Below are 26,985 nucleotides of genomic sequence, written 5' to 3'. Positions count from 1 at the left end.
TTTGTTTAATCTTTGACCTGAGGGTTATGCTGTAAAGGCCTGTATTTATTATAGTTACACGCTTGCGCGAATTGGCACAAACCTTGTATCTTTTACCGCGACTTCCTCACGGGATTTCACTCGAACAACATGTCTGTATGGAGACGGTTACAATGAAAAAACAACAGGGTTTTACTCTTATCGAATTGATGATCGTGGTCGCGATCATCGGTATTCTGGCCGCTATCGCTATCCCGCAGTATCAGGACTACGTAGCGCGCTCCCAGGTAAACCGCGCTTTCGGTGAGGCCTCTGCCTATAAGTCTGCCGTGGAAGAGAACCTGATGCGCGGTAACAATGCGTTTGCAGCTGCGGACGTCGGCTATGTCCAGTCCAACCTCACTGGTACAGCGACAGCCTTTACTTTTGCTGCCGATGGCAGCGGCACTATTCTTGTTACCCTCGACGGTGACGTTTCCACTGCCATCACTGGCGATACAATCACGCTGTCTCGCGATGCTGATGGTAACTGGTCTTGTGCCACCACCGCAGTTGCCAAGTACAAGCCTGCCGGTTGCACCTGATCCTGATCGCAGTACTCGAGCCTTGAGGCAGAACCGCAAGGTTTTAGCTGAGGCTTAAAAAGAGCCCCGCATTGCGGGGCTTTTTTGTGTGCAATAAGCTTTAAGCATAAATATCTTGTTGTCTTTAGCGCGTATTTCTCCTGGATTCCCCTCGATGTAAACAGCACTGGTCCAGTTGATGGTTGTGGGGCAGTCGGTTCTCTGGGCAACCCTCTCCTTTATATAGCTCTTATGCAATTTGAGATGGGCTGGCCCCAAGCACTGAATGCAGCTACCTTATCATAAATAAAAAATGCACGGACCTTGGGGAATCTGGGGTGTGCTGGCACCGGTAACAAAAGCCCTGTATCCCACACTTTGATAACCGTCGGACTATTTATGGCCCTGCTTAGCTAGCTGTAATGCTGTAGGCATTGGCGAAAGTTCCTCACACTCTGGACCTCTTTCCATTTCAGGCACTGGATCTGCCTTCCTACTAGGTGAGCCACTGGTTGAGCTTTTGGCCCAGTGGAACAGATTTGTACTTTACCGTTGATCTGCAAGGTGTGCCCTTGTTTGATCTCAGCCCGAAAGCGCTCCTGAACCCGTTCCCAAAGCACAAAGTTAACCTGTCCCGTCTCATCCTCCAGCGTGATGAACATCACCCCCGCCGCACTCCCTGGCCGCTGCCGGCAGGTCACCAGCCCGATCACGCTTACCGCCTCACCATCCCTGCAACCAGCAAGATCTTTCGCTTTCATGCAATGCCTGAACTGCTCGCGTCTTCGTAAAAGCGCGATGGGGTGCTCCCGTAGGGTCAGCCCGGTGCTGGCGTAATCGCTATAGGTGTTGTCCTCCGCTGTATTGGATGGGATATGGGTATGCCAGCTGCCACTACCGTCTTCCGGGTCTAGTGATGTCCAGGTGTTCAGGTAGCGGTTCTCCGCCATGCTGCGGAAGGCATTGGCGCTGGCGAGCAGGGCGAGCTGGTCGCGGTGAAGGTTGGTGAGCTGGCGGAACTGGGTCATGGAGATGATGGTGTTTTCCTCACGCAGTTGGGTGATGGTATCCGCGGTGTGCTGTTCCAGGCCCTTTACCAGGCGCATACCGAGGCGGAGTCGAGGGCTGCTCCCCTTTTCATTGAGGTTTTGCCCTTGTGGCAGGGCTGCTGCCGGAGTGGAGTTAGCTGGCTGCGGTGCAGGTTCCTGTTGCAGTGGTTTGCTGGATCCCGGGCCAAGCCCGGGATGACGACGGGCGGCATGGCACTGTGAGTTACTTGATTCTGATCCCGGATCGGTGTCCGGGCGGACATGCCTGCGTCGCGAGGACGACAAGGGGAGAGTCACCTGGTCAGTGGAGGCGGCAGTCGGTAGTTCCAACCGGTGGTCCCAGTGGCTATAGAGCACATCCACAGGCAGCACCTTCACATTGTGCCGCTGGGCATCGTAGACCAGCTGGGCCGGGGCGTAGAAGCCCATGGGCTGGCTGTTGAGCAGGCCACAGTAAAAGGCCGCCGGGTGGTGGTGCTTGATCCAGGCTGAGAAGTAGGCCAGCAGGGCGAAGCTGGCTGAGTGGGACTCGGGGAAGCCGTAGGAGCCGAAGCCCTTCATCTGCTCGAACAACTGCTCGGCAAATTGCACCTGGTAGCCGTTGGCGAGCATGCCGGCCACCAGCCTGTCCCGGAACTGGTAGAGGTTGCCGTTCTTGCCCCAGCTGGCCATGGCGCGGCGCAGCTGGTCGGCCTCGCCGCCGTTGAAGCCAGCGGCCACCATGGACAGCTGGATCACCTGTTCCTGGAAAATGGGTACTCCCAGGGTGCGTTCCAGTACCGGGCGCAGGTTCTCGTGCGGGTAGCTGACCGGTTCCAGTCCCTGCTTGCGCTTCAGGTAGGGGTGTACCATACCGCCCTGGATAGGCCCCGGGCGCACGATGGCGATCTCGATGGTGAGCTCGTAGAAATTCCTTGGCTGCAGCCGCGGCAGCATGCTCATCTGCGCGCGGGACTCGATCTGGAAAACCCCCACGGTATCTGCCCGGCACATCATCTCGTAGACGCCCGGGTCCTCGGTGGGGATGTCCCGTAGCTGCATTCTCGGTCCGTAAAGGCCGATATAGGTCAGCGACTTGCGCAGGGCCGTGAGCATGCCCAGGGCGAGGATGTCCACCTTCATCAGTTTCAGGTCCTCGATATCCTCCTTGTCCCACTGGACGATGGTGCGGTCCTCCATGGCGGCATTCTCGATCGGCACCAGGGTATGCAGGGGTTGCTCGGTAATCACGAAACCACCCACATGCTGGGACAGGTGCCGGGGGAAACCGCGGACCTGTGCCATCAGCTTCGGCAGCATGCGGCCGGCGTTGCTCCGCGGGTCGATCCCCACTTTCTGCATCTGCCGGGGGAAATCCTCCATGGTGTCCCACCAGGCCCGCTCGGCAATCAGTTGCTCGATGGTGGCGCTGCCCAGCCCCAGGGCCTTGCCGATATCCCGCAGGGCGCTCTTGAAACGGTAGCTGATCTTGGTGGCGGCCAGCCCGGCGCGCTCGCGGCCGTATTTGCGGTAGATGTACTGGATGATTTCCTCGCGTCGCTCATGCTCGAAGTCCACATCGATATCCGGCGGTTCGTCGCGTTCGCGGGATATAAAGCGTTCGAACAGCAGGCCGATCTTGTGGGGGTCTATTTCGGTGATCAAGAGGCAGTAGCACACTACCGAATTCGCGGCCGAGCCACGGCCCTGGTAGAGGATATGCTGGCTGCGCGAGAACTGGACGATGTCGTGGATGGTAAGGAAGTAGTGTTCGTACCCCAGCTCGGCGATCAGTGCCAGTTCCTTTTCTATTTGTGCGGCAATATGTGGTTCGGGACCCTCTGGCCAGCGCAGTTCCTTGCCGGCCTCCACCAGTTCCCGCAGGTACCCGTCCGGGCTTTTACCGGCAGGCAGTACCTCCGACGGATACTGGTAGCGCAGTTCATCTAGGGAAAATTGGCACTGGTGGGCAATTTCAATGGTGTTCGCAATTGCTCCTGTCAGCTGCAGGCTGGCAATCTCATCGAGCGGGCGCAGGTAACGCTCGGCGTTCTGCTCCAGTCGGTAGCCCAGTTCGTCGAGAGTGCAGTTGTGGTAGCAGGCGTTGAGTACATCCTGCAGGGGCTTGCGACTGCGACAGTGCATCAGCACCGCACTGGTGGCCACCAGTGGCAGTTGTTGCCCGGTGGCAAAGGCCAGAAGTTCCCGGTTATGTTCGTTCTGGCGTGGGAGTAACTGGTTGCTGAAGGCGATATACAGGCGGCCCTGGAAATGACTCTTGAGGCCTGCAGGCATTTCCAGTGGTTGGTGGCGGGGTAGCCAGATGGCGATGCATTGCCGGGTTATCCGCAGCAGGTCGTCGAGCCTGGTCTCGTACTGGCCTTTGGGCGCGCGCAGGCGGGAGGTAGAGATCAGCTGGCATAACTCGCTGTAGGCTTGCCGGTCCGGTGCCAGTAATACCAGTTCACAATTAATGTCAGATAAGCGGAAGTAGCTGCCGCAGATCAGTTTGAGGTTGCTGCCATCAGCTTTCAGTTCCTCCAGTTGTTTATAGGCGCGGACCGCGCCCGAAAGGGAACATTCATCGGTAATGGCCAGGGCGCGGTAGCCCAGTTCATGGGCACGGGTAACAAGTTCCTGGGGATGGGAAGCACCCTGGAGAAAAGAGAAGTTGCTCTGGCAGAAGAGTTCGGCGTACTGCATACCAATTCTGGTTGTCTTGGTCTCTGCACCTCCCCCTGTGCGAGTATTCAATCCTGTATTTAAATGGATTCTGTCGGACGTTCGTCGAGCGCCAGCTCTACGCTCCACCGAGCGTGATGACTATTCCTGAGCGGGGTCAGGCTTGGAGCCGGCAGGTTTATACCTGGGTCACGCGTAAACCCCATGCAGGTACCAGGCCTCCGAGGTCAGGTCCTGGAAGACCCAGTAGAGTGCACCTTCGTCACCGCGGGCAATGTAGTAATCGCGGGCGTGGCGGCGGTGTTGCCACCAGTAGCCATCAATGCGTTCCGGGCCCTGCAGCAGGCGCAATTCACCGCGGTAAAACAGGCGCTGGTTGCGGCAATGGATGCGATCGGGACGCGGCAGCAGCCAGTTGGGGCGCGGTGCATTCACCGGTTGCAACTGGTGGCCGCGTTTGCGGCTGTTCAGCACCAGGTTGTCGGCACTCTGCCATGCCTGCTCCGGCAGGTGACTCTCCTTCAGGGTGACGCCTGACAGTGACTGGTGGCCCAGCCGCGCCTTGAGCTTGTCGATTAGCTGGTGGCTGCGCTGCACGCGGCTGGCTTCCCCGAACAGGTCATCGTCCACCGAATCCTGGCCCAGCGGTTGCAGCCTGTCGCAGGTCAGGCCGATTGCTTGTACAGGTTGCTCGAGGGTGAGCCGCTCGAGTTGCAGCTTTGTCAGGGCGATCAGGCGCTGGGGATCCAGTTGCGGTCGCGAGATTTCCACACTGAGCACCTTGCAACCCTGTTGCCCGAAATCCAGTTTCCAGCGCAGCTGCTGGCTGTAGAGCTGTCGCCGCTGCAATTGCTGGCACAGCTCGCGGACCAGCCGGCTGGCGGGAAACAGCAGCTGCTCGCTGTTATCCAGCGGGCTGGGAAAAAACAGCTCACTGTGGAACTCCGGCGGTGGCTGGTAACAGGGGACCGGGTCATGGCGGGTGCCGTTGAGGCGCGCCAGGTAATTGACAAAGTCGCGCCCGAAGCGGGTCCCCACCTCAGACAATGGTATGGCCAGTAACTGGCTGACCCGCTTGATACCGCAGGCATAGAGTTTGGCTATGGTCTTGTGGTCGCAGTCCAGCAGTTTGCCGGGGGCAAAGCTGATCCACTGGCGCCATTGCTGGGGAGAGGGCGGTGCCTTGGCCCCGGCCAGCCACTGCCTGTGCTCTTCCAGCTGGCTCAGCATATGGGCAGCACTGGGGCTGTGCCCCAGGCCCATAAAGGCACTGATATGCATCTGTTGCAGTTCGCTGCGCAACTGCTGCAGGAGCGGCTCCAGTCCGCCATTGGCTTTCAGGCAGCCGCTCAGTTCCAGGTAAAGGCAGGCGAAGCTGCCATCATCGCTGTGCGGGGATGCCGCGCGGGGGGAAACCACCGGGGTGAAGCTGTAACCCCACTGGGCCAGTTCCTGCAGTAGCTGTGATTCGCGCTCGGTATCCCGGGGAAGGAGTTCCAGGTCCGCGCACAGCGCACAGGCAGTGGCAATGGTCAGTCCGCCGGTGACAGCGCGCTCGCGGGCACTGCTGTTGACGTCCACCACCTGCTCTTTCTCCACAACCGCGCGGGGAGAGCCATCAGGCCCTGCTTGCTGGGCGCGGGTCAGTGCCTCTAACGGCAGGTTGGGGAACTGTATGCAGAGCCAGAGCATTGTATTTTCCCTGTCGTGTCTTACCGCATTGGTTATTCAGAGAGTTTTTTCGCGGCCATGGGCCGCTCCTGCAGAGAGCTTTATACTCTTCCCGGCAATCAGTGCAGTGGCCCGTCGCGGCGGGTCAGGTCCGCGGCCCGGGCCAGGTGCAGCTGCTGTCCCGAGCGGCCGCCCAGCTGTTTGATCAGCTTCAGGGCCAGCTGGTCGCCGTCGCTTGCGAGCTGCAGCCGCAGGCTGGCCGGTGAGGGGCTGCTGGCACAGGATTGCGGGCGGAAGTGGAAGTGCAGGCATTCCCCATCCCGTGCGGCCACCTGCAGCCGGCGCAGGTCCCTGTCCGCGGGCGGCTGTCGTTCCTGCCAGCTGAGCAGGGCGCCGCAGCAGCCAGACTGCAGTGTTTGTTCCATGGCCCAGAGAGTGTCGCGCGGTCCCCGGGGATGCAGGATCAACAGCTTTTCCAGTTGCACCCCGGCACTGGCCAGCGCCGGGGCATAGGGGATATGGGGCGGGTTGACCAGCACGACCATCTGCTCCTGGCGGGTGAGTTCCGCCAGTGCCGGTAGCAACAGGCTGAGCTCGCCGATACCGGACTGGTCCACCAGCAGTTCGGTGGTGGCGCCACGGGGCCAGCCGTGTCCGGCCAGCAGGGCATCGAGCCCGCTGTAGCCGGTGGCGATGCCGTTACGCCGGCGGTGATGCTCATTGGCCGCCTGCCAGATATCCGCCCGCGCCAGCAGCTGGTCCAGGCGTTGCTGCTTGAGCTGATCAGTTAACTGCTTGTTTTGTATAAGGTTTTCGGCACTGCTCACGATATCTGCCCTCGCGATCTGGTCCCTTTGGGAGTTGTTTCTGTATATCTGTACAGTATGTACTGTTGATTTATACAGTAGTCGGGCTGCCCCAACAAGGGTATGGGGCTTGATCGGGCATGGATTTCCACCAGTTCCATCAACAGGTCCGGTGCTGACGGGGAAGGTGCGGTGTGGGCGGGACTTACCCCGGGACAGGCAAAGGCGGCATTCCGGTGCCAGCCAGTCGCGATTGACACTTTTTTGCACAGTTCAAACCGGCTATGATTCCGCCTCTTTACAGACCTGCACAACGACAAGCACAGCCGATTCAAATGAGGGGGGCGGAGTGAGTATCAAATCCGATAAGTGGATTCGCCGGATGGCCGAGCAGAATGGCATGATCGAGCCGTTCGAGGCGAGCCAGGTACGCCACAATGGCAGCGGTGAACGCCTGATTTCCTACGGTACCTCCAGCTATGGCTACGACGTGCGCTGTGCCCCGGAATTCAAGATCTTTACCAATGTGCACTCCGCCACGGTGGATCCGAAGACCTTCGACGAGAACAGCTTTGTCGACGTGGTGGGCGATTCCTGCGTGATCCCGCCCAACTCCTTTGCCCTGGCGCGTACAGTCGAGTATTTCCGCATCCCGCGCTCGGTGCTGACCATCTGCCTGGGCAAGTCCACCTATGCGCGCTGCGGCATCATCGTCAATGTGACGCCGCTGGAGCCGGAGTGGGAAGGGCATGTGACCCTGGAGTTCTCCAACACCACCAACCTGCCGGCGAAGATCTACGCCCACGAGGGTGTGGCCCAGATGCTGTTCTTCGAGTCCGACGAGGTCTGCGATGTGTCCTACAAGGATCGCGGCGGCAAGTACCAGGGCCAGCGCGGCGTAACCCTGCCGCGGGCCTGATGGCCTGATGGCCTGCTCCTGCGCCGGGTGCCCGCCGTGCCCGGTCCCTTCAGCTTCCCCACCCCATGAGTGAAGCCAGTCCCAACCCACTGCCCGAACAGGTCGATGTACTGGTGATTGGTGCCGGTGCAGCCGGTCTTATGTGTGCGGCAGTGGCTGGCCAGCGTGGCCGCAGCGTGCTGGTAGTCGATCACGCAAACAAGGTGGGCAAGAAGATCCTGATGTCCGGTGGCGGACGCTGCAATTTCACCAACCTGTACACCGCGCCGGAAAACTTCTACAGCCGCAACCCGCATTTCTGCAAGTCGGCACTGGCCCGTTATACCCAGTGGGACTTTATCGCGCTGGTGGAGAAGCACGGGATCCCCTATCACGAGAAAACCCTGGGTCAGCTGTTCTGCGATAACAGGTCCCGGGATATCGTTGACTTGCTGCTGGCGGAGTGCCGTGAGGCCCAGGCGCAGATTCGCACCCGCTGTAGCATTGAAAGTATTGAGCCGGTGAATACTGGCTACCGGGTGAATACCAGCCTTGGCACAGTGCAATGCGAATCCCTGGTGGTTGCCACCGGCGGCCTGTCGATTCCAACCATGGGGGCCACCGGGTTTGGCTACGACATCGCCCGGCAGTTCGGCCTCAGTATCGTGCCCACTCGCGCCGCCCTGGTGCCCTTTACCCAGCACAAGCGCCAGCTGCAGCGGCAGGAAGACCTGCCCGGCAGTGCCCTGGCGGTGACCGCAAGCTGCGGCAACGGCAGTTTCCATGAGCAGATGCTGTTTACCCACCGCGGGCTGAGTGGCCCGGCCGTGCTGCAGATCTCCAGCCACTGGCGGGAGGGCGAGGCCGTCAGCTTTGACCTGGCCCCGGACCGGGAGCTGGCGCACTGGCTGAATGAGCAGCGGACCGAAAAGCCGGAGGCACACCTGCACACGGTACTCGCGACACTGTGGAGCAGGAAACTGGTCCAGCATTTCCTCGCTGAGAAGGGTATCGAGAGTCGCCCGCTGAAGCAGTTCAGTGCGGCAGAGCTGGCTTCGATTGGCGAGAAACTGCAGACCTGGCAGCTGGTGCCTGCGGGTACCGAGGGTTATCGCACAGCCGAAGTGACCCTCGGTGGTGTTGATACAAATGCGGTCTCCTCGCGTACCATGGAGTGCAAGTCGCAGCCTGGGCTTTACTTTATCGGCGAGGTGCTGGATGTGACCGGCTGGCTGGGCGGCTATAACTTCCAGTGGGCCTGGGCTTCCGGGCACGCGGCCGGGGAGGTGGCATAATCCCGTGGCCCACCAGCAGGCCATTTTCTCCATTGCCGTTGTAGGCGCGAACCTTCTGTTCGCCCTCGGGGGGGCGCGGTGGTTTGTGGATTCCGGGATCGGATCAAGGCCGTCATGACGTCCATGTGCCGGAATACCGGGGGCGGGCGCACACAAGGTGCGCCCCTACAGGTTATGCATTGCCCAATAGGTGTATGTCGGCTCCAGCGCGTTACGTAGGGGCGAACCTTGTGTTCGCCCTTATGGGTGGGGAATGCTCTGTCCCGGTGGCGCCAGGGCTGTGCCTGGTGTGCCAGGGCAGGCTCCTGTAATAATTGTTCTCCTGTGGGGAGATTTACCTTTATGGGCGATGTAATCCAGTTCAAGAAGAAGACCGCCTGGGAAAAGCACAAGGGCAAAAGCCTGTGCCGGGATGGTTTTCACAAGTGGCAGGTGGTCACCGAGCGGAAGTTCGATGTGAAACAGGGCAAGCTGGTAACCGAGTATCGTTGCCAGCGTTGTGGCAAGACCAAAACCAAACTGCTCTAGGGCATAACCGGCCAGGTAAACCGGCCGTTACTGTCGACCTCACCTACCAGACTCTCGAACTGCTTGACGACAATCAAAAAAAGCCGGCGCATGCGCCGGCTTTTTCGTTCTTGCGGGGCAGGGTGATCAGTCAGCGGCCTGTGCCGCAACCGATTCCTCCGCCACACCCATTTCCTCCAACAGGTTGTGGGCGCCGTCCACTTTTTCCATTACCCACAGCATGTATTCCACATCCACGTGGATTGCCCGGGTGTTGTCATTGAAGTCCCAGTCAGCATTGATGCTGTCGTAGGTGCCGTCGAAGGCCAGGCCGATCAGTTCGCCCTTGCCGTTCATGGTAGCGGATCCGGAGTTGCCGCCGGTGATATCCACTGTGGTGAGGTAGTTTACCGGCACTGAGTCCAGCTTCTCATCGTAGAAACGGCCATAGGCTTTTTCCTCGATGGCATCCAGCAGGGCCTGGGGTGCGTCGAACGGGTCCTCACCGGTGTACTTGGCCTGGATACCGCGCAGGGTGGTGAAGGGTACGAAGCTGTCCTTGCCATCGTTACCGTCTGCGGGTGCCTTAACAGTGCCCGCCGGCGGGGTGTAACCCTTTACCAGGCCATAGGTCACGCGCAGTGAACCATTGGCATCCGGGTAGACGGGCTTGCCCTGTTCCTTGTAGTAGGCAATCAGCAGGTCCATATAGCGTGGGCGCAGCTGGGCAAAGCGGCCGGTCATGGCCTTGTCCTTTTCTTCGATTGCATGCATGTCGTCATACATGGAAACAGCCAGCTGGATAAACGGATCCTCGCTGTTGCGGAAGTCTTCCGGCGACTTTTCCATCCAGTCCAGGCGCGCCTGGGTTTCGGTCAGGCCAGTGTCTTCGTACATCGCGGACAGCTTTTCCTGCAGGGCATCGCCGCTGGCGTCGTCGCCCAGGAATTCATCGAAGCTGGCAATGCGCTGTTCTGCCGGCAAGGCGTTGTAGCGCTCGATAAAGTAGGTCCAGATGGCCTGATCCACTTCCGGGTGGAAACGGCGCTCGATACGCTTCATGCCCTCGGTAAAGCGGGTCATGTCACGTTCCTGGTAACCCGGCTCGCGCTCCATATCCGGCTTCTGCTTTTCCAGGCTCAGCCGGTACAGCTTGCGCGCCGCACTCAGCATGGCCGAGCGGTCCATATAGCGCAGTACCAGGTCGCGCTCCTGGGTGGACTGCTTCTCATTGATCAGCGCCTGAAGGTCCGCCAGTAAGGAGGCGTACCTGTCGGCGGATTCCGGGTTGGCCTCGATCCAGGCCTGCAGGTCCTGTTCCAGCTGGCGCTTGCGCTGTAGCAGGTCGCTGCGGCCATAGCCTTCCATCATGCCGGTGAAGTTCTTGGAGTAGTTGTTGAGGCCGGCCACCAGGCTGGCGTACTTCAGCTCCGCATCCTTGTTGCCCGCGCTGGCCTCGCTGATGGTTTCAGACCACTCCGCCAGTACTTTCTGCATGGTGGGGTAGTACCAGTTGAAGTTGCTGTCCACCTCCGCCGCAGTGCGGTAGCGGTTGGTGCTGCCCGGGTAGCCGGCCACCATGACAAAGTCGCCCTTTTGTGGGCCCTCGGTGGATACTGTCAGGTGATGTTTGGGCTGGTACGGAACATTGTCCTCGGCGTAATCCGCCGGCTTGCCGTCGGGGCCCACGTAGGCGCGCAGGAAAGAATAATCGCCGGTGTGGCGCGGCCACATCCAGTTGTCGATATCGCCACCGAACTTGCCGATGGAAGAGGCGGGCGCGTGTACCAGGCGCACATCGCGGATTTCCAGCTGCTTGATCAGGTAGTAGCTGGCGCCGCCATAGTAGCTATAGACCTCACAGCGGTGGCCGGGGTCGGATTCACAGGCGGATACCAGGCCTTTCTTGGCGTCCTCAATGGCGGCAAAGCGCGCGGCACCATCCATATCCTCGCTGAGGGCTGCATCGATCTTGTCAGTCACCTCATTCATATCGACGGTGACGTACACCCGGGAACCCGGTGCCGCGGGCAGTTCCTCGTCCAGGGACTTGGCCAGGAAGCCGTTCTCCAGCAGGTCGTTGTCTTCGGTGGAGTTATAGGAAATGGAGCCATAGGCACAATGGTGGTTGGTGACCACCAGCCCCTCGGGGGAGACGAACGAGGCGGTACAACCACCCAGGCTGATCACCGCGTTCATGGGGAACTCGGTGAGGTCGGTCATGGTTTTCGGGTCCAGCTCCAGACCCAGGTCTTTCAGTTTGCCGCTCAGCTGCGGCAGCTGGCTCGGCATCCACATGCCCTCGGTGGACACTACCGTGTCTGGCTTGCCGGTTTCCGCGGCGGCCTGCTTGTCGCCGGCGGATTTGTCACAGGCTGCCAACAGCGCTGCGGCCAGTGGCAGGACCAGCATGGAAGATCGCTTTATTGTTCTCACGGCGTTTCCTCAGGAATCTTTATTAGTTGTCTAAAAAATGTGCGACGGTAAGCCCGTCCGCAAGACATTCATATTCCCACAGTTCCGTGATCGAGGAAAACCCGGCCCCGGCGAGAGCCGGCATGCCACTGGCACCTTGCATCGATTGTCATTGCAGGCTGAGCCAAACCCGACAGGGGATCGAGCGGGTAATGGTGGGTGGTGTCAGGTGATAACAGCAAGAGCCCGGGCATGGTCGCCCATGCCCGGATCTCTTATTTACGGAGGGGACTAGCGGTAGATGCGACGGCCGTGGCGGTCGTAGTAGTAATACCGTTTCTTGTTGCGGTCGTAGAGGTAGCCCGCCCCGGCGCCGAGAACGGCGCCCGCCGCTGTGCCGCCCGGACGACCGCCCGAGATCAGGGCGCCAGTGACAGCGCCGATGCCTGCGCCGGTACCGATACGGCGGTCGGTATCACTCATATTCGCACAGCCTGTGAAAACCAGGCCGGTGGCGAGCAGGGATGCGAGTCCCGCACGCCTGAAAGATTGCATAGCCATAAAGTGACTCCTGATCCTGCTGGGATAGCAATTCACAGGCCCATGTTATGGTGGCGTCCCGGCCGCTCCCAATTTGGTATGCAGGTGTCGATGCCGGATAATGGTATTTCCACTGACACAAGCAAGGGCTCAGGATGTTCGATAAGCAGGACCTGGTGGATATTGCCAGGACCCCCATGCCGTTTGGCAAGTACTCGGGCCGTGTGCTGATTGACCTGCCGGAGGAGTACCTGCTCTGGTTTGCCAAGAAAGAGTTTCCGGCGGGACGCCTGGGACGGTTGATGGCCCTGGCGCTGGAGATCAAGATCGAGGGCCTGACCGGACTGATCGACCCGTTGCGCCACGGGAATGCCCGTGGCTATGAGAGCGCAGGCTGAATATCACCAGCGTTGGTTGGCAGGATAAGTGACCGGCAATCCGGTCACGATTTCCGGTGCCAGTTGCCATCCCCCCCCTTCTCATACTTTTGCTTGACGGCAGACCAGGCCACCGCGTGGGCTGCCTCTTCCCGCGATTTGCCCTCCCTGCGATCCTCTGGCCGGGCGTATTCCTCCCAGGCGCTGTTGAAGGCTTCCTTGTAAATATCCTGCGCCTTTTCTGGCAGTACATTACGGACGCTTTCCGGTAATTCGTTGCGGTTCCGATAGGGCATGGCGGCTTATCTCCGGGTGGGGAAAAGGGTGCTGTCACACTAGTATATGTAGTGCCTAGGTAAGAAGCTTCGACCCTCCTTAAAGGGCGAAGCGGCAAGAAAAAGCGGTCCGTAACTGGAGGTTGGACTAACCCGTAAATAGACCCACAGCGGGTGACCACTGGTCTGAGACGACTTCAGCGAGGTGAACAGCGGGAGTAGAGCCAACCAGCTTAAAGAGAGGGAGCGGTCGAAATGAATTCGGCCGCTATTTCTTTGTGGGTTCCACTTTTTCACTTCCAGGCTGCCTTTGCTGTACTCCCTTTGTTCCCCCTGTATTTATCCCACCAGGATTTTCGTCGTATCACTTCAGGACCGCTGTTTCGCTGGCCCTCGAGTCCTGTGCGACCACATACAGGAATTGAAGCAAACAGCATGTGATTGAACCCCAATGGGAACATATGTCCCGGAAAGCTCGGTCAAAAAGAATTTTCATGCCCCTTGTTACATAACCGGACGCTGATTGGTCGCAATTCACGACCAGACCGTGAAATTAATCCCAAGTATGGCTTTGCGGGCTGGCAAAGATACCGATGTGAAGATACGGTGAAACTTAAATGACATCGCTGTCATATTTCCGGAATTTAATGACAGCGGTGTTATTTTGTGAGGTTTGCTCTTGCGGGCTCGGAAGCCCGACCCGGAAACAATAAAAACGCATCAAGGTGAAAATCATGAAAATAATCAACCCGGCCCGCTGGCGCCGGGCGCTGCTTGCGCTCGGACTGGCCGGCACGTCGACAGCACTGGCCGCACCCGGCGCGCCACAGATCGAGTGGATGGAGACCAACTTCGCACTGGTCGAAGTGGATGATACCGCCACCGCCTATGAGCAAATTGTCACTATCCGTGACTATGCCGAGGTCCCGGTCTCATGGACCAAGTATTCCGGTGACGATGGCGATACGGTCCAGTACCTGCTGAATGGTGAGGTGGTACTGGAGCAGGCGGCATCCGGCACTGGTAGCCAGAGTGGCTCTGCCACCCTGCAGGTTTCACAGGGCGGCAAGTATGACCTGCAGGTTGCGCTGTGTGACGACACCGGTTGTAGCGCTTCGTCTGCCACCCCAATCGTGGTGGCGGACACTGATGGCAGTGGCCTGGATCCCCTCGAGACCGCCGTGGCCGAGAACAATCAGCCCTATGCCAACACCAGTGATTCTGTGGTGGGCGCGTATTTTGTGGAGTGGGGCGTCTACGGTCGAAAGTTCCCGGTGGACAAGATTCCCGCTTACAACCTGACCCATATTCTCTACGGATTTATTCCCATCTGCGGTGGCGATGGCATCAATGACAGCCTCAAGTCCATCTCCGGAAGTTTCGAGGCCCTGCAGAGATCCTGCAGTGGACGGGAAGACTTCAAGGTGGGTATCCACGATCCCTATGCAGCAGTGCAGAAGACCCAGTCGGGCCAGGATTTCTCCAGCCCCTACAAGGGCAACTTCGGCCAGCTGATGGCCCTCAAGCAGGCTTACCCGGACCTGAAGATCCTGCCTTCAATTGGTGGCTGGACCCTGACAGACCCGTTCTACTTCCTCGGTGACGCCACCAAGCGCCAGACCTTTGTCGATTCGGTGGAAGAGTTCCTGCGTACCTGGAAATTCTTTGACGGCGTGGATATCGACTGGGAATACCCCGGCGGCGGTGGTTACAACACGGCACTGGGTGCACCCGAGGATGGTGAGACCTACCGTATCCTGATGCGTGACCTGCGCGCCATGCTCGATACGCTGGAGCAGGAGACCGGCCGCGAGTACCAGCTGACTTCTGCCGTCAGTGCGGATTCTGCCAAGGTTGCCCGGATCGATTACGGTGCCGTCGACCAGTACATGGATTACATCTTCCTGATGTCTTATGACTTTTACGGGGCCTGGAGTAATGACTCATTGGGTCACCAGACCGCACTCTATGCTCCGAGCTGGGATCCCACGGACAACTTCAATGCCAGTAGCGGTGTCAATGCAGTCCTCAATGCGGGGCTTTCCCCGGGCAAGCTGGTGCTTGGTGCCGCCATGTATGGCCGTGGCTGGACCGGGGTTTCCGGCTGGAGCGGAGGCAATCACCTCACCGGTACCGCCACCGGGCCAGTCTCCGGCACCTGGGAAGCCGGCGTGGTGGACTACCGCGATATCGTCGCGCGCCTGGCCAGCGGTGGGTATGAATACCATTACGACAGCACTGCCCAGGGTGCCTACATCTTCAATCCCACCAACGGCGACCTGATCACCTACGACGACGCCACCTCGGTGGCGACCAAGGGTGCCTATGTGCGCAGTAACGGGCTCGCCGGTCTCTTCGCATGGGAAATCGATGCGGATAATGGCGATATCCTCAATGCCATGCATGAGAGCCTGGGCCACGGGGGCGGCACCAACAACCGCGCACCGGTGGCTAATGCAGGCGCTGACCAGGTCGTGGATGCGGGCGCTGTTGTCAGTCTCGACGGCACCTCTTCCTATGACCTGGACGGTGACCCACTCAGTTACAGCTGGTCCCAGACGGGCGGCACTACTGTCCAGCTGCAGGGGGCTGCCGGCGCAACCGCCAGCTTTACTGCGCCGGATGTCTCAGCCGACACAACCCTGGCATTCCAGTTGGCGGTGAGCGATGCGGAACCCCTGAGTGACAGCGATATCGTGGAGATACTGGTGCGGGCGCCGCAGCCGAACCGTGCACCGGATGCGAATGCCGGGGCCGACCAGTCGGTAGTGACTCCGGACACCGTCACCCTGGATGCCAGTGCTTCCAGCGATGTGGATGGCGACAGCCTGACCTACAGCTGGACCCAGGTCAGCGGTACCGCCGTCAGCCTGCAGAATGCCGGCAGCGCTACCGCCAGCTTCTCTGCCGCCGAGGTTGCCTCTGCAGAGAGCCTGGTATTCGAGGTGTTCGTCGATGACGGCGATCTCACCGATACCGACCAGGTTACCGTAACCCTTCTGCCTCCCCAGTCCAATACGGCACCGGAGGTCTCCGCGCCGGCCAGTGTGACGGTAGTCGAAGGTGAAAGTGTGCAGGTAACTGCCACGGGCAGCGATGCCGATGGTGACAGCCTCACCTACAGCTGGAGTGCGCCGGCATTCAATGTGGCCAATGGCGATAGCGCCACTGTCACCCTGACGGCGCCGCAGGTGGGCAGCGACACCAGCTATACCGCTACGGTAACGGTCTCGGACAGTATCGACTCTGCCAGTGCCACCGTGACGGTCAATGTGACCGATTCCGGTTCCGGCGGTGGGGGCAGCTGCGAGCTTGTTGATCCCAATGCGGGTAGTTACCCGGCGTGGGCTTCCGGTTCCACCTACCTGGGAGGTGACCTGGTCAGCCACGAGGACCTGGTCTGGGAAGCCAACTACTGGACCCAGGCGAAACCGGGCCTCGATTCTGCCGACTGGTCACTGGCCAGCGATGTGGAGGTGCCCTGGAGCGCATCAAAGGCCTATAACGGTGGTGACGAGGTTAACTACAATGGCCGTCGTTACCGTGCCCAGTGGTGGACCCAGGGCGAGGAGCCCGGCGTGGCCAGTGTCTGGGAAGATATAGGCGAGGCCAGCTGTAACTGATCCCATTCTCACAGGATGGAAAAAGAAGAAGGGCACCCCAGGGTGCCCTTTTTCGTGTGGCTCGGGCTGTACCGGAGCCTCTCGGTGCGGTCAGGCTGTTTTCACAGCGGGATTCGGATGACCACGCCGCCCATGGTTTCGCCGAGTTCAAAATCGGTGCGGGGACTGTCGATATGGTCGTTGTGGCAACTAACGCAGGCCGGTGAAACAGCGACGTCAGGATAGATCGCGGTGTAATACTCGGTGCCGCCCAGGTTTTCCGTGCCGTAGAAGTTCTGGCCGGGGTTATCCATCACGAATTCCAGGCCCTGTTTTTCCAGGTCGGTGCGCGGCGCGTTCTGCTTGTTGATGGCCCAGAGTGAGAGCAGTGCATAATTGAATCCGGCCTCCTGTTCTGCCACCCGTTCCGCGCCCATGCGGAGCATCTGGGCCGGAAGTGGCAGGGCCTGCTTGTCCTTCCAGTGCTCCTCGGCCTTGATGACCCCTTCCTCGTTTTGCAGGCGATTGACCACATTGTTGGTATAGCTGGCCCGGTCTGCTTCAATGACCGCGAAAATGGCATCCGCCATTCTCTGGGGTGCAATCCCTGTTTTTTCGCCACAGGCGGTTAACAGTGTGGCTAGAGCTAAGATGAAGGCAAAAATGCGCATGGATTCCCTCCTAACGGGATGGCTCGTTGGATTTGATCCGGGCGATACGATCGCGGATCAGGCTGAATGTTTCGTGGTCTGTTGTCGGTGATAAGCCAAAGTTGCTCTTCAGGACACGCTCACTGGCAAGCGCGGCCAGTGCAAACTCGATGCCGTGACAGTTCAGGCATACCGGCAACATTTTTTCATTCGGTCGCAGGTTGTGATTCTGGTTATGGTTGACGAGGATTTCACCATCATGCTCTTCCCTTGGCAGGTGGCAGTTGGCGCAGCTGACCCCGCCGGCTTCACCTTGTTGCCAGGCCTGGAAGTGGCCTGACTCCCGGTAGGCCAGGCTGTGTTCGTCGTTGTGGCAGCCCAGGCACGCCTCGACCGCGGCAAAGCGGGTATCGGTCTCGTGGGGTCCATGGCAGCTGATACAAGTGAGTGCACCTTTGCTCCCCGGCCGCATGGGCAGGCGCGCCTCTGCCGGGGTCATCGCGCCATTGTGCGCAAAGTCCTCCGGCAGTGCCGCTGACAAGCGCATTCCGTGTTTGCCGCTGGTGAAGGCATCCCGTTGCCCGGCATGGCAGCTGCCACATTGCTCGACAATTTCGCGGCTGGAAAACTGCAGCTGACCGTTACTGTGACAGTCACTGCAGTTTATCCCCGCTTGCGCGTGCCTACTTGCCACCCAGGAGTCGGAGATGCCTTTGTGCGGTTCGCCGGCATCAAGGTCTGCCTGCTGCAGTCGCAGCGGTTCCCTGTGCGGATTTTCCCGAAGCCATGACTGCATTGCCGTGCGTGCCGGAAGCTGCGCATCCGGGAGCAGTGCCGGCTGCCCCACGTGTGCAATCAGGAAGTCCTCGTAGAGGGTGCGGTTATCGTGGAAGTTATGGCAGCCGGCACTGGCACAGCTGTCGAAGGCGAGATCCTGGTGGCTGCTGCGTTCTTCGGCAATATCGTTATGACAGTGAAAACAGAAATCCCCGGCCAGGGTCACTCCCATCTCCCTGGTGGTTTCCGGCTGGTGCTCGGTATGGCAGGTAACACAGCGGCGCGCATCCAGCTCGGCCAGCAGCGGTGCGTTGCGTGGATCGAGGAATTTCTTGCGCGGATGGGAGTCATTGGCCAGCTCCAGCTCATCGGCGTGGCAATCCAGGCAGGCCTGTTGCATGGCCTCCTGCCCGGCAAAGCCGTCACCGTGGCAGCTGGTGCATGCGAGCTCGATCTGGTGGTGGCCGTGGCTCATTTCACCGCTGACAAACAGGGTCTTGTCCGAGTACTCGAGGTTGTACGCAGCAGTAGACCCAATTGCCAGGGTCACCAGCAGTCCAAAGTGCCAGAATTTGAATTGATAGCTTTTCATCTAAAAGTAATACACCGCCAGTATGTGGTACGCGAGCAGAACCGGAAGTGTCCAGAGCAGGGCGTAGTGCACGCGTGACCACCACTTTCGGTGTTCGCGCAGTTTCATATCCGTCCAGTGGTGGTTGCGTGCCATAAATACCCCCACCAGGGCTCCGGTAGTGGTTGCTGCAAGGAAAACCAGCATCAGCGCCAGGTTCAGGTTTTCCCCGAGGCGGAAGCCGGTGTGCACCACCAGAACCACCAGTGCCGCACAGCCGATCAGGCTGTGGGCGTAGCGCCAGTGATCAACATGCCCGTGGGTGAATTTTTTCCAGCGTTTGCGGAGACTCAGTGACGCGGTGAGCAGGCAGAAGCCGAGCAGACTGTAACCACTGACCTGCTTCCAGAAGTTGTCGTACCAGAGTTTTTGCCAATACCAGCTTGACTGGACACTTTCCGAAATTGGTGCCGGCGGCATGAATACGGCCAGCGCAATCAGTAGCAGGGATACAAATGAGGTAACCAGGATTCCGCGCGCGTGGCGCATCACCAGGTTGGGGGCGGGCACATCCAGCAACTCGGCTATCAGCGGGCGGCAGCTGCCGCATACCGAGCCGGCTGTAGTCGCCTGCTGCAGGTCCATCAGGTTGCGCTTGCCGTGCGAGATGGCAGAGCAGAGTTCTCCCTTGCTGATGCCATTGCACTGGCAAACCAGGTAATGCTCGGGCTGCTCCCTGATCCCCCTGGCGGCCGACTTTTGCCACAGGTGTCCATCCCGCCCAAAACGTTTCGTGATGCGTGCCGTGACGACCTCTGCGGCAGCGACGGCCTGTCGCACCTGGCTGGCTTCATCCCAGCTGCCGATGTAGACAGCACCACACAGGCGCCCATCCCGGACAAACAGCTGGCGATAGAGCCCTTTAAAGCGATTGCGATAGATATGATATTCATCGCCATCCACGTCACCGATGATGGCGCAGGGAATATGGGCGATTTTCAGCTGGATGTCCCGGTAGCTACCCCGGTATGGAGTGGCCTGCAGTCGGTTGTTGTGCCTCTGGCAGATGTGTTCACAGCAACTCTCTGCCTGTTCGTAGCCAGGCCGGACGAACTGGTACACCTCCTGTTCGAACTCAGCGCACTCGCCAACTGCATAGATATCCGGGTCGGATGTCTGCAACCACTGGTTAACGACAATTGCCCGGGCCGTATCCAGGCCGCATTGTTGGGCCAGGGTGATCTCTGACTGGATGCCAGTGCACAGGACCACGGCGTCAACGGCCAATCCAGGCTGGCCGGCAAAATGCAGCTCGGATGCTTTTTCATTACCCGTGATGGCAGTTGGCACCTCACCAACCCGGAGTTCCACACCCAGTGCCTCAAGTGCTGATTTCAGGTATGTCTCGGCTTCTTCATTGAGTAGTCCGCCGAGCAGGCCTGCCCGGGATTGCAGTGTGACACGGTTATTCTGCGCTTTTAACGCTGCAGCCGCCTCGAGCCCCAGGGCGCCGGCACCGATTACGCAGATATGCTGGTTTCCCTCGCGCAGCCGGATCAGGTCTTCGGTATTTCGCAGGCTGCGGAACGGGTAGACGTTTGGGAAATCGGTCCCGGGAATCTGTGGAATAGCCGGGTTGGAGCCCGTGGCAAGGATTAACTTATCGTAAGGCTGGATGTTTCCGGCTGCATCCGTGATGGTCTTGCCTGCCCGGTCGATGGCGACAACCCGCCGGTCGATAAACTCGGCCAGTCTGCTGTCGTATTGGCCCAAAATGGGGTTGCTCAGATCTTCCAGGGACACCTGGTCGGAGAGGTATTGCGAGAGCTTTACCCGGTTATAGGGGGATTCGGCCTCTGCACCGTAGATGACCACCTGTGCATCGTCACTGAGTTCAAGCAGTTTCTGTGCGCAGCGCACACCCACCGGGCCGGTACCCACCACCACATAAATCGGGTAGTCACTCTCAGCCGAACCGGTGCGCTCCCGCAATTGTTGCCGTAGAGGTGCATCCTCGAGTTCAGCCATACCTTCCCCCATATAGCCCGTTCCCCATGCGCAATCCTGTCTTGTACTTCATTATTATTCTGGAGCCCCGCGCCCCTCTTGAGATCTATTGTTCTAATTATTTTGTTTATTGGAGAATTTTAGTGCCACTATATTTAAACAAAATCCAGTGAAGGTCCATAGCCGGCCTGTTTTATAAAACACTGTGAAATAATTTACCCGGGGCTTGTGATGGGGGTATCAACGCAGCCCGTCCGGAGGGGCAGGACGGGTCGGATTGAATGGGAGTCTGAAAGGCAGCTGGGATGTGACACAGCCCGCGCGGCGTGCTGCGGAATTTGCCCGGGCCACTACAGCCCGCGGCGCCGTGCAGGTGCGCCGGGGTGCTGTAGTGTTCCCAGCGAATTCAGGAGGGTTGGTACAGCGTGTAGAGTTCTTTTTCCTCCAGTGTGACCCGCCGGGTCAGGGCCTCGCCGATTTTTTCATAATCGCGTTTGAAGTCCCGCACCATCTCCTGGGTGAAAGCCTCGTGCGAGTAGCGTTTACAGAACTGCACTACTGCGTTGGCGATGTCATTCATGTCCGTGCGGAAATCCTTGACGATCTGGCGCGTGTGGAGGTCCTCTGACAGCGATTGCTCGAGGTATACGTAAAAGCTCACATTTTCCTTGATCAGGTGGGCCTGGAACCTGGACTTGAATGTGGTCAGGTGTTGCGCCAGCTTGCGGAAGTCCTGCCGTTCATACCCCTCTGACCAGATTCGCTGGAAGATGCTGATCAATTCATGATGGTCACCCTTCAGTCTATTGATCAGTGCGGGGTCATAGTTGATTGTCCGTCCCTGCCTGGTCCCGCCAGTGCTGTTCTTTGAATAGCGGTCATCCCGAGTAGCTGACTCGTTGCGGGATTTGCCGGAAAAGATGCGAAACATGAGTCTGGGCCTTTTTTGGTCTTTTTGGAGTGTTGTTGAACCGGAGTGCCACTGATGGCTGTGGACAGCGGATTTTGCCGTGACGGCGTATAGATGAAACAGTTTTTTAGAACAGAGTTCCACTTTTCTGCCTCACATGAGAACCAAGTCACAGAATTTTGGTGCTGTGCCTGATTATGGTGCACTTTTCTGAGTGCCTTCACTGTTAACAGTTGAGGAAGGAGCTTCAGCGGGCCAGTTCGCGACTGGTGGGATCGGGGGGCTGGAAGGTAAGTTGATCAGGGTCGGAGGAGATGGTTGGTACAGTGCTGGCAGCGAGCCTGGCGCCAGCTCTTGCCGCCATAAAAAAACCCGGCCAGGGGCCGGGTTTTTCAATCGTTGCCTGTCGCTATCAGCGCTGGTCCAGCGGCACGTAGTCGCGCTCGGTGTAGCCGGTATACAGCTGGCGCGGACGACCGATCTTGTAGGGATTGGAGATCATCTCGTTCCAGTGTGCGATCCAGCCGGCGGTGCGGCCGGTGGCAAAGATCACGGTAAACATGTCGGTGGGGATACCGATAGCCTTCATGATGATGCCGGAGTAAAAGTCCACGTTCGGGTAGAGCTTCTTCTCGACGAAGTACTCGTCTTCCAGGGCGATCTTCTCCAGCTTCTTGGCGATCCGCAGCAGCGGGTCGTTTTCGGCACCCATTGCACTCAGGACCTCGTCGCAGATTCCCTGCATCACACGGGAACGCGGGTCGAAGTTCTTATAGACGCGGTGGCCAAAGCCCATCAGGCGGAAGGGGTCATTCTTGTCCTTGGCCTTTTTCACGTACTCGTCGATGCGGCTCTCGTCACCAATCTCCTGCAGCATGTTCAGTACCGCCTCGTTGGCGCCACCGTGTGCCGGGCCCCACAGCGCGGCAATGCCGGAGGAGATGCAGGCGAACGGGTTGGCACCGGAAGAGCCGGCCAGGCGCACCGTGGAGGTGGAGGCGTTCTGCTCGTGATCGGCGTGCAGCAGGAAGATCACGTCCATGGCCTTGGCCACAATCGGGTCCACCTTGCTCGGCTCGCACGGGTTGCCGAACATCATATGCAGGAAGTTCTCGGCATAGCCGAGGCTGTTATCCGGGTACATGAAGGGTTGGCCCTTGGAGTGCTTGTAGCACATGGCGGCCAGGGTCGGCATCTTGGCGATCAGGCGATGGGCCGAGATGCGACGGTGTTCGGGGTCATTGATGTCCAGAGAGTCGTGGTAGAAGGAGGCGAGGGCACCGACCACTCCACACATCATGGCCATCGGGTGGGCATCGTAACGGAAGCCCTTGAAGAAGCTGACGATCGACTCGTGCACCATGGTGTGGTTCATGATGGTGTCGACGTACTTCTTCTTCTCTTCTGCTGAGGGGAGCTCGCCGTTCATCAGCAGGTAGCAGGTCTCCAGGTAGTCGGACTGGTCTGCCAGCTGCTCGATGGGATATCCGCGATGCAGCAGCTGACCCTTGGCACCATCAATGTAGGTGATCTTGGACTCGCAGGCGGCGGTCGAGACAAAGCCCGGGTCATAGGTGAACAGGCCCTTGCCGGTCAGGCTGCTGACGTCAACAACATCGGGGCCGAGGGTGCCGGAAAGGACCGGCATATCGATACTGCCGTCGATACCGTCGACCGTGAGATGCGCTTTTTTATCGGACATTGCGGACTCCTAAAACTGTTCTTATGCCGCCTTATTCCCTGTTGCACAGAGGCCTAGCGGTCATTTCGGCGGGGCCAAACTTAAGTGGCGGCCCCCCATTTGTCAAACCAAAACGTGTGGACGGCTGGTCGCTTAACGGCAGGATATTCGGTCTTTCACTGACTAAAGAGAGGATTCGGCTGCTTTTGCAGCGCTGTTTTCCCAGTATCTTCGGTTAGAATGGCGCCGGCTCCCCGGGCATGCTGGCGGGGGATGCTTCCGGCCGGGCCGGTGGGTGCCGCCGGGGCCGGGGCGCAGTTTCATTGTGTTTTGACCATCAAATGCCTATAATCCGCGCGGCTTGCGCCATGGTAAGGCCGTTCTGGACAAGGCTTCACCAGTTTGGATGTGAAACGTCCAGCAAGCAGTTCGCCCCTCCATTGAAAAGCTAACGGGCGCCCGGTCGTTCAGGGCAACAAGGTGTTTTTCCTGTGAACAAAGACAGACCTGTCAATTTAGATATCTCCACTATCAAGCTTCCCGCTGCCGCACTGGTTTCCATTTTGCATCGTGTCTCCGGCGTGGTTCTCTTCGCTGTGGTTGCGCTGCTCCTCTATATGCTGGATGCCAGCCTGGCCTCTGAGCAGGGCTTTGCCGATACGGCAGCGCTGTTCAGCAGTGTTCCCGCCAAGCTCCTGCTGTGGGCATCCCTGGCGGCACTGATCTACCACTCACTGGCGGGTGCGCGTCACCTGCTGATGGACCTGGGGATCGGCGAGAGCCTTGAAGGTGGCCGTCGCGGCGCCGTAGCGGTGCTGGTACTCAGTGTAATCCTTATTCTGCTCACGGGAGTATGGTTATGGTAACTACGGTTACAAGCTTTGGCCGCAGCGGCGTCTTTGACTGGCTGTACCAGCGCGTCACGGCAGTGGTGCTGCTGGCTTATACCCTCTTTATTGTGGGTTTCATCTTTCTCAGCGACGACTTCGGCTACGAGAGCTGGTCGGCGCTCTTCGACCAGCGCTGGATGCGGATCTTCAGTCTGGTCGCGCTTCTCTCCACCGTCGCGCACGCCTGGATCGGCCTCTGGTCCGTGGTTACCGACTACATTACCAACCGCATGATGGGCCCCAAGGCCACCACTCTGCGGGTGCTGGCACAGGTAGTCCTGGGCGCGCTGGCCGTGATCTACGCGGTGTGGGGCATTGAAATTTTGTGGGGTGTGTAATTTATGGCGAACATGCGAACCATTTCCTTTGACGGGATCGTAATCGGCGGTGGCGGCGCGGGTATGCGCGCGGCCCTGCAAATGGCCCAGTCCGGATTCAAGACCGCGGTCATCACCAAGGTGTTCCCGACCCGTTCGCACACTGTATCCGCCCAGGGGGGGATTACCTGCGCGATTGCCAGTGCTGACCCGCAGGACGACTGGCGCTGGCACATGTACGACACCGTGAAGGGGTCTGACTACATCGGCGACCAGGATGCCATCGAGTACATGTGCTCCACCGGTCCCGAGGCCGTGTTTGAGCTCGAGCACATGGGCCTGCCGTTCTCCCGTACCGAGAACGGCCGCATCTACCAGCGTCCCTTCGGCGGTCAGTCCAAGGACTTCGGTCGCGGCGGCCAGGCTGCCCGTACCTGTGCGGCGGCTGACCGTACCGGTCACGCGCTGCTGCACACCCTTTACCAGAATAACGTCAAGAACAACACCGTGTTCCTGAATGAGTGGTTCGCGGTGGACCTGGTGAAGAATCAGGACGGCGTGGTTGTAGGTGTGATCGCCCTGTCCATCGAGGATGGCGAGGTGGTCTTCATCAAGTCCAAGGCTACTGTATTTGCCACCGGTGGCGCCGGCCGCATTTACGCCTCCACCACCAACGCCCACATCAACACCGGCGACGGTGTCGGCATGGCCCTGCGCGCCGGTTTCCCGGTTCAGGACATGGAAATGTGGCAGTTCCACCCCACCGGTATCGCCGGTGCCGGCGTACTGGTGACCGAGGGTTGCCGCGGTGAAGGCGGCTATCTCATTAATAAGGATGGCGAGCGCTTTATGGAGCGTTACGCTCCCAACGCCAAGGACCTCGCTTCCCGTGACGTGGTGGCCCGCTCCATGGTGCTGGAGATCCTGGAGGGGCGTGGTGCCGGTCCCAACAGCGATCACGTATTCCTGAAGCTCGACCACCTGGGCGAGGAAGTGCTGAACAGCCGCCTGCCGGGTATCTGCGAGCTGGCCAAGACCTTTGCCCACGTGGATCCGGTCAAGGCACCGATCCCGGTGGTACCCACCTGTCACTACATGATGGGCGGTATCCCCACCAATGTGCACGGCCAGGCCCTGACCCAGGATGCCGCCGGCAACGACCAGGTGATTGACGGTTTCTTTGCCTGCGGCGAAGTCGCCTGTGTATCCGTGCACGGCGCCAACCGCCTGGGCGGTAACTCCCTGCTCGACCTGGTGGTCTTCGGTCGCGCTTCCGGCCTGTTTATCGAGAAGGCCCTGCGTGAGGGTATCGAGGCACGCGAAGCGTCCGATTCCGATATCGAGGCAGCTATGTCGCGCCTGAATCGCCTGGAAAATACCAACGATGGCGAAAAGGCAGCCGACCTGCGCAATGAGTTGCAGGGCGTCATGCAGAACCACTTCGGTGTATTCCGCCGTGGCGACTACATGGCGGAGGGTGTGGAAAAGCTCAAGGACCTGCGTGAGCGCATCGAGAATGTGCGCCTCGAGGACAAGAGCCACGCCTTCAACACTGCCCGTGTCGAAGCGCTGGAACTGCAAAACCTGCTGGAAGTGGCCGAGGCCACCGCAATCCCGGCAGAAGTGCGCACCGAGAGCCGCGGCGCCCACGCCCGCGAGGACTACCAGGAGCGCGACGACGAAAACTGGCTGTGCCACTCCATGTTCTTCCCGGCGGAAAAACGTGTCGGCAAGCGCGCGGTCAACTTTGCGCCGAACACCATGGAAGCTTTCGAGCCGAAGGCTCGGACTTACTGATTCGGGAGCGGAATAGAGTATGTTGAAAGTAAGCATTTACCGTTACAACCCGGAGACCGACAAAGCTCCCTACATGCAGGACTACGAGTTCGACACCCAGGGCAAGGACCTGATGGTGCTGGACGTACTGGAACTGCTGAAGGCGGAGGACCCGACCCTGGCATTCCGTCGCTCCTGCCGCGAAGGCGTGTGCGGTTCCGACGGCATGAATATCTCCGGTCGCAATGGCCTCGCCTGTACCACCCCGCTGTCAGAGGCGGCGCCCAAGGGCAAGCTGGTACTGCGCCCGCTGCCGGGCCTGCCGGTGATCCGCGACCTAGTGGTGGACATGGAGCAGTTCTACGAGCAGTACAAGAAGATCGAGCCGTACCTGCAGAACGACACCCCGGCACCGGCGATCGAGCGCCTGCAGAGCCCGGAAGACCGCGAAAAGCTCGACGGCCTTTACGAATGCATCCTGTGCGCCTGCTGCTCCTCGGCCTGTCCGTCCTTCTGGTGGAACCCGGACAAGTTCATCGGCCCGGCGGGCCTGCTGCAGGCCTACCGCTTCCTGGCGGACAGCCGCGATACCGCCACCGACGAGCGCCTGGCCGGCCTGGATGACCCGTTCAGTGTATTCCGCTGCCACGGTATCCAGAACTGCGTCAATGTCTGTCCCAAGGGGCTGAACCCGACGCGGGCGATCGGGCATATCCGCAATATGCTGCTGGCCCGCGCTGTGTAAGCGCGGGTGGCCGGCCCGACCGG

The 26,985-nt window shown here is 59.5% G+C and carries 21 protein-coding genes; 10 read left to right on the top strand and 11 right to left on the bottom strand.

The genetic code is table 11. The annotated features are described in order from the left end of the window. Positions 1-152: 152 nt before the first annotated feature. Positions 153-563, top strand: a complete 411-nt coding sequence (locus tag ACH6CX_RS14870) for a pilin (protein WP_334078754.1) — start codon at positions 153-155, stop codon at positions 561-563. A 392-nt stretch (positions 564-955) separates the two neighbouring features. Here ACH6CX_RS14870 and ACH6CX_RS14865 read toward each other — a convergent pair whose 3' ends face one another. The 3 genes from ACH6CX_RS14865 to imuA form a co-directional block, all read right to left on the bottom strand. After that, positions 956-4,273 (bottom strand): error-prone DNA polymerase, encoded by a 3,318-nt coding sequence (locus ACH6CX_RS14865; RefSeq protein WP_396675726.1) that lies wholly within the window; start codon positions 4,271-4,273, stop codon positions 956-958. 168 nt (positions 4,274-4,441) lie between these two features. Beyond that, positions 4,442-5,944 (bottom strand): Y-family DNA polymerase, encoded by a 1,503-nt coding sequence (locus ACH6CX_RS14860; protein WP_396675724.1) that lies wholly within the window; start codon positions 5,942-5,944, stop codon positions 4,442-4,444. 98 nt (positions 5,945-6,042) lie between these two features. Beyond that, positions 6,043-6,750: a translesion DNA synthesis-associated protein ImuA gene (imuA, locus tag ACH6CX_RS14855; RefSeq protein ID WP_232941330.1), complete on the bottom strand. Its 708-nt coding sequence runs from the start codon at positions 6,748-6,750 to the stop codon at positions 6,043-6,045. A 328-nt stretch (positions 6,751-7,078) separates the two neighbouring features. On the opposite strand from imuA, the gene dcd reads away from it, so the two are divergent. The 3 genes from dcd (at position 7,079) to ACH6CX_RS14840 (ending at position 9,450) form a co-directional block, all read left to right on the top strand. Then, entirely contained in the window at positions 7,079-7,648 is a 570-nt protein-coding gene (gene dcd / locus ACH6CX_RS14850) for a dCTP deaminase (RefSeq protein WP_232941331.1), read from the top strand. A 65-nt stretch (positions 7,649-7,713) separates the two neighbouring features. Next, a complete protein-coding gene (locus ACH6CX_RS14845; protein WP_396675721.1) occupies positions 7,714-8,922 on the top strand; it encodes an NAD(P)/FAD-dependent oxidoreductase in 1,209 nt (402 codons plus the stop codon). 342 nt (positions 8,923-9,264) lie between these two features. Then, positions 9,265-9,450 (top strand): hypothetical protein, encoded by a 186-nt coding sequence (locus ACH6CX_RS14840; RefSeq protein ID WP_232941333.1) that lies wholly within the window; start codon positions 9,265-9,267, stop codon positions 9,448-9,450. 126 nt (positions 9,451-9,576) lie between these two features. Here ACH6CX_RS14840 and ACH6CX_RS14835 read toward each other — a convergent pair whose 3' ends face one another. Further along, positions 9,577-11,865 carry a S46 family peptidase gene (locus ACH6CX_RS14835; protein WP_396675719.1) on the bottom strand — a complete coding sequence of 763 codons (2,289 nt, stop codon included), beginning with the start codon at positions 11,863-11,865 and terminating at the stop codon, positions 9,577-9,579. Positions 11,866-12,135: 270 nt separating this feature from the next. Further along, entirely contained in the window at positions 12,136-12,405 is a 270-nt protein-coding gene (locus tag ACH6CX_RS14830; protein WP_232941334.1) for a glycine zipper 2TM domain-containing protein, read from the bottom strand. A 134-nt stretch (positions 12,406-12,539) separates the two neighbouring features. On the opposite strand from ACH6CX_RS14830, the gene ACH6CX_RS14825 reads away from it, so the two are divergent. Continuing rightward, complete coding sequence (locus ACH6CX_RS14825) at positions 12,540-12,782, top strand: DUF3820 family protein (RefSeq protein WP_232941335.1); 243 nt, start codon at positions 12,540-12,542, stop codon at positions 12,780-12,782. A gap of 44 nt (positions 12,783-12,826) precedes the next feature. Here the strand turns inward: ACH6CX_RS14825 and chaB are convergent, their stop codons facing one another. Continuing rightward, positions 12,827-13,057, bottom strand: coding sequence for a putative cation transport regulator ChaB (gene chaB, locus ACH6CX_RS14820; protein ID WP_232941336.1), 231 nt, complete (start codon positions 13,055-13,057; stop codon positions 12,827-12,829). A gap of 713 nt (positions 13,058-13,770) precedes the next feature. On the opposite strand from chaB, the gene ACH6CX_RS14815 reads away from it, so the two are divergent. Next, positions 13,771-16,659 (top strand): glycosyl hydrolase family 18 protein, encoded by a 2,889-nt coding sequence (locus tag ACH6CX_RS14815; protein WP_232941337.1) that lies wholly within the window; start codon positions 13,771-13,773, stop codon positions 16,657-16,659. A 101-nt stretch (positions 16,660-16,760) separates the two neighbouring features. On the opposite strand, the gene ACH6CX_RS14810 is transcribed toward ACH6CX_RS14815, so the two are convergent. The 5 genes from ACH6CX_RS14810 to gltA form a co-directional block, all read right to left on the bottom strand. Beyond that, a complete protein-coding gene (locus tag ACH6CX_RS14810) occupies positions 16,761-17,228 on the bottom strand; it encodes a DUF3365 domain-containing protein (RefSeq protein WP_232941338.1) in 468 nt (155 codons plus the stop codon). A 91-nt stretch (positions 17,229-17,319) separates the two neighbouring features. After that, positions 17,320-18,657: a cytochrome c3 family protein gene (locus ACH6CX_RS14805; protein WP_232941339.1), complete on the bottom strand. Its 1,338-nt coding sequence runs from the start codon at positions 18,655-18,657 to the stop codon at positions 17,320-17,322. After that, the gene (locus ACH6CX_RS14800; RefSeq protein ID WP_334078748.1) at positions 18,658-20,664 is read right to left on the bottom strand and encodes an FAD-dependent oxidoreductase; all 2,007 of its coding nucleotides are present in this window, start codon (positions 20,662-20,664) and stop codon (positions 18,658-18,660) included. A 385-nt stretch (positions 20,665-21,049) separates the two neighbouring features. Then, the gene (locus tag ACH6CX_RS14795) at positions 21,050-21,574 is read right to left on the bottom strand and encodes a hemerythrin domain-containing protein (protein ID WP_232941341.1); all 525 of its coding nucleotides are present in this window, start codon (positions 21,572-21,574) and stop codon (positions 21,050-21,052) included. 391 nt (positions 21,575-21,965) lie between these two features. Then, positions 21,966-23,255: a citrate synthase gene (gltA, locus tag ACH6CX_RS14790; protein WP_232941342.1), complete on the bottom strand. Its 1,290-nt coding sequence runs from the start codon at positions 23,253-23,255 to the stop codon at positions 21,966-21,968. A 470-nt stretch (positions 23,256-23,725) separates the two neighbouring features. On the opposite strand from gltA, the gene sdhC reads away from it, so the two are divergent. The 4 genes from sdhC to ACH6CX_RS14770 are packed head-to-tail and all read left to right on the top strand — an operon-like array spanning position 23,726 to position 26,962. Continuing rightward, positions 23,726-24,100, top strand: coding sequence for a succinate dehydrogenase, cytochrome b556 subunit (gene sdhC / locus ACH6CX_RS14785; RefSeq protein ID WP_232941343.1), 375 nt, complete (start codon positions 23,726-23,728; stop codon positions 24,098-24,100). Further along, positions 24,094-24,462: a succinate dehydrogenase, hydrophobic membrane anchor protein gene (gene sdhD / locus ACH6CX_RS14780; protein ID WP_232941344.1), complete on the top strand. Its 369-nt coding sequence runs from the start codon at positions 24,094-24,096 to the stop codon at positions 24,460-24,462. Before sdhC ends, sdhD begins: the two co-directional genes overlap by 7 nt. Positions 24,463-24,465: 3 nt before the next feature. Further along, positions 24,466-26,238 carry a succinate dehydrogenase flavoprotein subunit gene (gene sdhA / locus ACH6CX_RS14775; protein WP_232941345.1) on the top strand — a complete coding sequence of 591 codons (1,773 nt, stop codon included), beginning with the start codon at positions 24,466-24,468 and terminating at the stop codon, positions 26,236-26,238. Positions 26,239-26,257: 19 nt separating this feature from the next. Continuing rightward, positions 26,258-26,962 (top strand): succinate dehydrogenase iron-sulfur subunit, encoded by a 705-nt coding sequence (locus tag ACH6CX_RS14770; RefSeq protein ID WP_232941346.1) that lies wholly within the window; start codon positions 26,258-26,260, stop codon positions 26,960-26,962. Positions 26,963-26,985 lie beyond the last annotated feature (23 nt).

Source organism: Microbulbifer sp. JSM ZJ756 (genome assembly GCF_044383805.1).
Lineage (GTDB): Bacteria > Pseudomonadota > Gammaproteobacteria > Pseudomonadales > Cellvibrionaceae > Microbulbifer > Microbulbifer zhoushanensis.
The sequence above is the reverse complement of the archived record's forward strand: the minus strand, read 5'-3'. Positions and strand labels throughout refer to the sequence as shown.

Excerpts from the sequence above, each read along its gene's own strand:
- ACH6CX_RS14870 (WP_334078754.1), top strand. The coding sequence starts at position 153 with ATGAAAAAACAACAGGGTTTTACTCTTATCGAATTGATGATCGTGGTC.
- ACH6CX_RS14865 (WP_396675726.1), bottom strand. The coding sequence starts at position 4,273 with ATGCAGTACGCCGAACTCTTCTGCCAGAGCAACTTCTCTTTTCTCCAG.
- ACH6CX_RS14860 (WP_396675724.1), bottom strand. The coding sequence starts at position 5,944 with ATGCTCTGGCTCTGCATACAGTTCCCCAACCTGCCGTTAGAGGCACTG.
- ACH6CX_RS14845 (WP_396675721.1), top strand. The coding sequence starts at position 7,714 with ATGAGTGAAGCCAGTCCCAACCCACTGCCCGAACAGGTCGATGTACTG.
- ACH6CX_RS14840 (WP_232941333.1), top strand. The coding sequence starts at position 9,265 with ATGGGCGATGTAATCCAGTTCAAGAAGAAGACCGCCTGGGAAAAGCAC.
- ACH6CX_RS14830 (WP_232941334.1), bottom strand. The coding sequence starts at position 12,405 with ATGGCTATGCAATCTTTCAGGCGTGCGGGACTCGCATCCCTGCTCGCC.
- ACH6CX_RS14825 (WP_232941335.1), top strand. The coding sequence starts at position 12,540 with ATGTTCGATAAGCAGGACCTGGTGGATATTGCCAGGACCCCCATGCCG.
- chaB (WP_232941336.1), bottom strand. The coding sequence starts at position 13,057 with ATGCCCTATCGGAACCGCAACGAATTACCGGAAAGCGTCCGTAATGTA.
- ACH6CX_RS14815 (WP_232941337.1), top strand. The coding sequence starts at position 13,771 with ATGAAAATAATCAACCCGGCCCGCTGGCGCCGGGCGCTGCTTGCGCTC.
- ACH6CX_RS14810 (WP_232941338.1), bottom strand. The coding sequence starts at position 17,228 with ATGGCGGATGCCATTTTCGCGGTCATTGAAGCAGACCGGGCCAGCTAT.
- ACH6CX_RS14805 (WP_232941339.1), bottom strand. The coding sequence starts at position 18,657 with ATGAAAAGCTATCAATTCAAATTCTGGCACTTTGGACTGCTGGTGACC.
- ACH6CX_RS14800 (WP_334078748.1), bottom strand. The coding sequence starts at position 20,664 with ATGGCTGAACTCGAGGATGCACCTCTACGGCAACAATTGCGGGAGCGC.
- ACH6CX_RS14795 (WP_232941341.1), bottom strand. The coding sequence starts at position 21,574 with ATGTTTCGCATCTTTTCCGGCAAATCCCGCAACGAGTCAGCTACTCGG.
- gltA (WP_232941342.1), bottom strand. The coding sequence starts at position 23,255 with ATGTCCGATAAAAAAGCGCATCTCACGGTCGACGGTATCGACGGCAGT.
- sdhD (WP_232941344.1), top strand. The coding sequence starts at position 24,094 with ATGGTAACTACGGTTACAAGCTTTGGCCGCAGCGGCGTCTTTGACTGG.
- sdhA (WP_232941345.1), top strand. The coding sequence starts at position 24,466 with ATGGCGAACATGCGAACCATTTCCTTTGACGGGATCGTAATCGGCGGT.
- ACH6CX_RS14770 (WP_232941346.1), top strand. The coding sequence starts at position 26,258 with ATGTTGAAAGTAAGCATTTACCGTTACAACCCGGAGACCGACAAAGCT.